6 protein-coding genes are annotated in these 6,050 nt (G+C 73.5%); 5 read left to right on the top strand and 1 reads right to left on the bottom strand.

The features are described 5' to 3' along the window. Positions 1-153: 153 nt before the first annotated feature. Positions 154-2,208: a 4-alpha-glucanotransferase gene (gene malQ / locus ABZ749_RS27220; RefSeq protein ID WP_357232809.1), complete on the top strand. Its 2,055-nt coding sequence runs from the start codon at positions 154-156 to the stop codon at positions 2,206-2,208. A gap of 10 nt (positions 2,209-2,218) precedes the next feature. Here the strand turns inward: malQ and ABZ749_RS27215 are convergent, their stop codons facing one another. Beyond that, the gene (locus ABZ749_RS27215; protein ID WP_357232806.1) at positions 2,219-3,328 is read right to left on the bottom strand and encodes a winged helix DNA-binding domain-containing protein; all 1,110 of its coding nucleotides are present in this window, start codon (positions 3,326-3,328) and stop codon (positions 2,219-2,221) included. A 138-nt stretch (positions 3,329-3,466) separates the two neighbouring features. Here ABZ749_RS27215 and ABZ749_RS27210 point away from each other — a divergent pair, with 138 nt between their 5' ends. From ABZ749_RS27210 to wrbA, 4 genes are all read left to right on the top strand, one after another. Further along, positions 3,467-3,859: a hypothetical protein gene (locus ABZ749_RS27210; RefSeq protein WP_357201651.1), complete on the top strand. Its 393-nt coding sequence runs from the start codon at positions 3,467-3,469 to the stop codon at positions 3,857-3,859. 64 nt (positions 3,860-3,923) lie between these two features. After that, positions 3,924-4,682, top strand: coding sequence for a HipA family kinase (locus ABZ749_RS27205; RefSeq protein WP_357232804.1), 759 nt, complete (start codon positions 3,924-3,926; stop codon positions 4,680-4,682). Next, entirely contained in the window at positions 4,679-5,047 is a 369-nt protein-coding gene (locus ABZ749_RS27200; protein WP_091404117.1) for a DUF3037 domain-containing protein, read from the top strand. The genes ABZ749_RS27205 and ABZ749_RS27200 overlap by 4 nt, the downstream gene beginning before the upstream one ends. Positions 5,048-5,335: 288 nt before the next feature. Beyond that, a complete protein-coding gene (wrbA, locus tag ABZ749_RS27195; protein WP_357201660.1) occupies positions 5,336-5,953 on the top strand; it encodes an NAD(P)H:quinone oxidoreductase in 618 nt (205 codons plus the stop codon). Positions 5,954-6,050: the final 97 nt, after the last annotated feature.

Below are 6,050 nucleotides of genomic sequence, written 5' to 3'. Positions count from 1 at the left end.
GACCTGGGCATGGCCGCCGCGGTGCTGGTCGAGCTGGCCCTGACCGGCCGAATCGCGTACGCCGACGGGTCCCTGACGGTGCTCGACCCGACGAGGGGGGTTCGGGTGGGCGTGGCAGGGTGGTCCTAGGTCGCGTCGTGGAGCGGGGGGCACATGGACCGACGATTGGCCGCGCTGGCCAACGCGCACGGTGTTTCCACCTGGTACGAGGATTGGCGGCACCGCCGCGTCGAGGTCGCACCGGAGACAGTGGTGGGTGTGCTGGGGCTGCTCGGCGTGGACGCCACCAGCCCGTCGGCGATCGCCGACGCGCTCGCGGCCGCCCGTGCGGTCGACCGGAACGCCCTGCCGGAGACGGTCGTGCTCACCCACGGTCGCGGCCGGGCGCTGCCCGGGCCGGGGATGGTGACCCTGGAGGACGGTGGCCGCCGCGCGGTCGACGGCGAGCTGCCGGCGGACCTGCCGCTGGGTTGGCACCGGCTGGCCTGCGCCGACCGCGAGGCGACACTTGTGGTGGTGCCGCGTCGGCTGCCGGTGCCGCCGTCGAGCTGGGGGTGGATGCTCCAGCTCTACGCGCTCACGTCGGAGCGTTCCTGGGGGATGGGAGACCTCGGTGATCTCGCCGAGTTCACCGGGTGGGCCGGTGCCAACGGGGCGGGGCTGGTGCTGCTCAACCCACTGCACGCGGTCGGGCCGGCGCACCCGGTGGCCACCTCACCGTATTCGCCGGCCAGTCGACGCTTCGTCAATCCGCTCTACCTGCGGGTCAGCGACACCGCCGCGTACCGGGCGGCGGACCCGGCCACCCGGGCGGTGGTCGACGCGCTGCGCCCCGACCGGGGGCCCCTGATCGACTACGACGAGGTGTGGGCCGCCAAGCGGCGCGCGCTGGAGTTGCTGCACCCGTACGCCCAGCCGGTGGACCTTGGCGCGGACCCGGCGCTGACCAGCTTCGCCACCTGGTGCGCGCTGGCCGAGCGGCACGGCAACGACTGGCGGGCCTGGCCGGCGGAACTGCACCACCCGGACGCCCCGGCGGTCGCCGAGCAGCGTCGGCGTCTCGCCGACCGGGTCGCCTTCCACGCCTGGCTGCAGCACCTCTGCGACGAGCAGCTCGACGCCGTCACGGCGGCGGCCCGCTCGGCGGGGATGCCGGTCGGTGTCGTGCACGACCTGGCCGTCGGCATCGACCCGGGCGGCGCGGACGGGTGGCAGCTCGCCGACGTGCTGGCCCAGGGCGTGCGGGTCGGCGCGCCACCGGACGACTTCAACCAGCTCGGCCAGGACTGGGGGCTCGCCGCGTGGCGCCCGGACCGCCTCGCCGCAACCGGGTACGCCGCGTACCGGGACATGCTGCGCCGCGTCCTGCGGCACGCGGGTGGCCTGCGGGTCGACCACGTCGCCGGTCTGTGGCGACTGTGGTGGGTGCCGCCGGGCGGCGGTGCGGCCGAGGGCACCTACGTGCGCTACGACGCCGAGGCGATGCTGGGCATCCTCGCGTTGGAGGCGCACCGGGCCGGCGCGGTGGTGGTCGGTGAGGACCTCGGCACGGTCCAACCGGCGGTGACCCGAGGGTTGCGGGGGCGCAACATGCTCGGCTCGACAGTGCTGTGGTTCGCGCGCGACGAGGCCGGTGACTTCGTCCCGCCGGCCCGGTGGCCGCGCAACGCCCTCGCCACCATCTCCACCCACGACCTGCCCACCGCGCCGGGCTTCCTGACCGGTGAGCACGTGCGGGTGCGCGACGAGCTGAAGCTGCTCGGCACCGACGTGGCGGTGGAGCGGGCCCGGGCCGCCGCCGACCGGGACCGGTTGCTGGGCATGCTGCGCGCCGAGAACCTGCTGCCCGAGCCGACCTCGCGGCCACCGACCGATACTGTCGCCTCCGCGGGTGCAGAGCAAAGGACGGATGCCGATTCGGCGCTGCCCGATGCGAACTCGGCACCCGACGACGGCGAGGTGGTGGTGGCGATGCACGCAGCGCTCGCGGCCAGCCCGACCCGGCTGCTCGGCGTCTCCCTCTACGACGTGCTGGGCGAGGTGCGCCAACCCAACATGCCGGGCACTGTCGACGAGTATCCGAACTGGCGTCTGCCGCTGCCGGCCAGCGTGGCGCAGATCCGCGCGGACCCCCGGGTGGCCCGGATCGTCGACCTGCTCAGCGCCGCCCGCCCACGACCGGCCGACCCTGCGCCGCCGCAGCGGTGACACCGCCGGGTCAGGTCAGCCAGTCGAAGCGGGCCGGCAGCCCGAGGAATTCCGCGTAGCGCCCGAGTGCCTGCTCCACCCGGGCCCGCGCGGCGGCGTCGAGCGTCGTGAGCGGCTGGATCGTCACGGTGACCGCCGTGCGGCCGATCTTGCGTTTCCACACGCCCACCACCCGACCGGCGCGGACCACCGTGGCCTGGAAGATGCCGTTGTTGCCCGGCACGACGGCGGCCTGGTGGGCGGGGTCGAGCATCAACGTGCGGTCCCGGTAGCCGAGCAGGTACTCGTCGAAGCCGGGCAGCGCCAACACGTCGTCCGGCGCGGAGCGTGGCGCGTCGGCCAGGGCCGCGTCGACGTACATCGCGGTGCCGTCGACGCGTACCGCGCTCAGCGCGTCGTCGGCGGCGGCCAGGCCACGCCGGGCGTCGGTCACTGTGAGGCCGCTCCACCCGGCGAACTCGCGGTCGGTGACCGGGCCGTGCCCGCGAACGTATCGGTGGGCGAGCACTGCCAACGCCTCGTCCCGCTCCAGCCGGTGGGACGTGGGTGCCCACTCGTCGAGCAGGGCGAAGGTCTGCTCGGTGCCGACGTTCGGGGCCACGCAGGTCACGCCGCGCACGCTCGCATACCACAGCAGGTGGTAGCCACGTTGCCCGTCGGTGCCCAGGCCGGCCGTCCGCAGGGTGGCGAGGCACTGCGCGCGGCTGAGTCGACCACCGCCGGCCAACGCGCTGCCGAGGACGTCCACCGCCCGGTCCGCGTCGGCCTCGCTCAGCCCCAGCTGCGCCCGCCGGGTCGCCACGCCGGCCAGGGACCGTACGCCCGTCACCTCCAGCATCCAGCGGGCATCGGCGGGCGGAACGAGGTGCACGGTGCCCCGCATCGGCCAGGTACGCAGCGCCTCACGCCGCTCCAACGCCGCCTGCACGTCGGCCATGCCGTGACCGGGTAGCCGGGCGCCCAGCGACCACAGCCCGCTGGCCAGATCCTGTGCCTGCATCGCGCCGAACCACTCGACCACCTCGGCGACGGTGCCGGGGCGGGTGCTCGGGTGGTGGCGCAGCAGCAGGCTGGTCATCCGCAGCGCCAGCGCGTCGGCCGCGCTGAGGTCGACAGGCATCCTGCGCTCCTTTTCGTGGCCGGGCGGCCAGCCTAGGGCCGAGCACCGACACTCCTGCTGGTGGGAGGCGTAACGGCGGTCGTCGGGGGAATGCGGCTCGCCGGAAGTGCGCGCGCCGCGCGTACGGAAGGGAATCTCATGACTGCCGCAAGCGAGCCGGCGCGGGGCGCCGGCGTAACGGCCGGGTCCCGGGGCCATCGGGGGGACGCCCGCGCGAAGACGAGCGCCGCGGCGACCTTCGCCCTGGTGTTCGGGGTGGCCGCTCTGTTCAGCGTGTTGACGGCGATCCTCGCCTGGCTGGGATTGGTGCTCGGCATCATCGGGATCATCCTGGGCATCGTCGGCCTCAAGATGGCGCGTCGACCCGGAGTCACCGGTCGTGGCGTGTCGATCGGCGGCCTGGTGCTCAGCATCCTGGCCGTGCTGATCGGGCTCGGTCTGGCCGCGGGTATCACCACGTTCGTCAACAACGAGAACGCTGTGGACCGCCTGCAGACCCAGGTCGACAAGCTGCGCGACAAGCTCGACTGACCCGCGCGTGCCGGTCTGGGCCGGCCCTCCACCCGTCCCGGCCGGCCACAGTAGGGTGGGCGGCGTGCTCCGCCAGGTCACCGCGATCCGTTACGTCACCCCGCTGCGCGAGGGTGGGTCGCTGCCGGGCGTGGTGGAGGCCGACGACCTGGGCACCTACGTGGCGAAGTTCCGAGGCGCCGGGCAGGGGCCCAAGGCGCTGATCGCCGAGGTGATCTGCGGTGAGCTGGCGCGCCGGCTGGGGTTACGGGTGCCGCCGCTGGTGGTCCTCGACGTCGACCCGGTGATAGGGCGGGCCGAGCCCGACCAGGAGGTGCAGGAGCTGCTGCGCAGCAGCGGCGGCGCCAACCTCGGGATGGACTTCCTGCCCGGGGCGTTGGGCTTCGACCCGGTGGCGCACCCGGTCGACCCGGCGCTGGCCTCCCGGGTGCTCTGGTTCGACGCGTACGTGGAGAACGTCGACCGGAGCTGGCGCAACCCGAACCTGCTCGTCTGGCACCGGGAGCTGTGGCTCATCGACCACGGCGCCTCGCTGTACTTCCACCACAACTGGCCGCGCGCCGAGGCCGCCGTGCACCGTGCCTACCGCGCGGAGGACCACGTGCTGGCGCCGTACGCGTCGCGGCTGGCCGAGGCCGACGCCGAGCTGACCCCCCAGGTCACCCCGGAGCTGCTCACCGAGGTGCTGGCCCTGGTGCCGGAGGAGTGGTTGACCGCCGCCGACTTCGAGACGGCCGACGCGGCGCGCGGCGCGTACCTGGATCACCTGTCCCGCCGGGTCGCCCGCACGACCGACTGGCTGCCATCGGGGAGCGGGGCATGAGGCAACCCTTCGAGTACGCGCTGATCCGGCTCGTGCCCCGCATCGAGCGCGGTGAGCAGATCAACGTCGGGGTGTTGCTCTACTGCCAGCAGCGTGACTTCCTGGCCGCGCGGACGCACCTGGACGCCGACCGGGTGCGCGCGCTGGCGCCCGACGTCGACCTGCCGGCGGTGGCCGCGGTGCTCGACTCCTGGGACCGGACCTGCTCCGGTGACGGGCCGGCGACCCGGATGCGCCTCGGCGAGCGGTTCCACTGGCTGGCCGCGCCGCGCAGCACGATGATCCAGACCGGGCCGGTGCACACCGGTCTCACAGTCGACCCGGCGGCCGAGCTGGACCGGCTGATGGCGACCCTGGTCCGCTGAGCCGGAGCGTGGGAGCGGTGATCGTCCCCTGATCGCGCTACGCCAGCGCCGTTGCCGGCGGAGCGCGATCCCCCGTTCAGGTGCCCGGTGCGGGGCGGCGGCTCGGTCCCGCCGGCACCGATGGCACCAGGATCGTCGTCCGGGCGTGGCGGCGGGCCGGAACGACCGGGAAGTTGCGGAAAACTTGAGCCGGCCGACCGGTAGCCGGCGGCCTCGGAGGCTGTCGTTAGAGCGCGTCCGCAGCGGGTAGTCGCGGGAGCTGATCCGAGACGAGAAGGGGACACTCTGATGGCTGCCCAGACCAAGGTAGCGGTGATCTACTACAGCGCCACCGGCATCACGTACCAGATGGCGCAGGCCGTGTGTGAGGCCGCCGGGGACGCCGGTGCCGAGGTACGCCTGCGCAAGGTGCGCGAGTTGGCGCCGGACGAGGCGATCCGTTCCAACTCCGGGTGGCAGGCACACCACCTGGAGACCCAGGACGTGCCCGAGGCGATGATCGACGACCTGGCCTGGGCCGACGTGGTGATCCTCGGCGCGCCGACCCGGTACGGCATGATCGCCGCGCAGCTGAAGCAGTTCATCGACACGACCGGCCCGCTCTGGGCCCAGGGCGCGCTGGCCAACAAGGTCTACTCCGCCTTCACCTCGACGGCGACCTCGCACGGGGGGCAGGAGACCACGCTGACCTCGCTCTTCAACGTCTTTTACCACTGGGGCGGTGTGGTGGTCACCCCCGGCTACACCGACACCAGTCAGTTCATCGCCGGCAACCCGTACGGTCCCTCGCACACCAGCAACAACGGGGAGATCGCCCCGGACGCCGTGGCGCTCGGGGCCTGCGCGCTGACCGCCCGGCGCGCAGTGCTGCTGGGGACCGCGCTGAAGGCGGGTATGGCCGGCTGACCGAACGTCGAACGAGGGCGACCGGTGGCACGCCGCTCGACGTGTTCAGCGTGTCACCGCTGACCGTGTAGCGGGAGACCCGGTTGACGTCGGTGCT

The organism is Micromonospora sp. NPDC047753 (genome assembly GCF_040642735.1).
GTDB lineage: Bacteria > Actinomycetota > Actinomycetes > Mycobacteriales > Micromonosporaceae > Micromonospora.
The sequence above is the reverse complement of the archived record's forward strand: the minus strand, read 5'-3'. Positions and strand labels throughout refer to the sequence as shown.

Bases quoted from the DNA above. Each gene is read 5' to 3' on its own strand.
- ABZ749_RS27215 (WP_357232806.1), bottom strand. From the start codon at position 3,328: ATGCCTGTCGACCTCAGCGCGGCCGACGCGCTGGCGCTGCGGATGACC.
- ABZ749_RS27210 (WP_357201651.1), top strand. From the start codon at position 3,467: ATGACTGCCGCAAGCGAGCCGGCGCGGGGCGCCGGCGTAACGGCCGGG.
- malQ (WP_357232809.1), top strand. From the start codon at position 154: ATGGACCGACGATTGGCCGCGCTGGCCAACGCGCACGGTGTTTCCACC.
- ABZ749_RS27200 (WP_091404117.1), top strand. From the start codon at position 4,679: ATGAGGCAACCCTTCGAGTACGCGCTGATCCGGCTCGTGCCCCGCATC.
- wrbA (WP_357201660.1), top strand. From the start codon at position 5,336: ATGGCTGCCCAGACCAAGGTAGCGGTGATCTACTACAGCGCCACCGGC.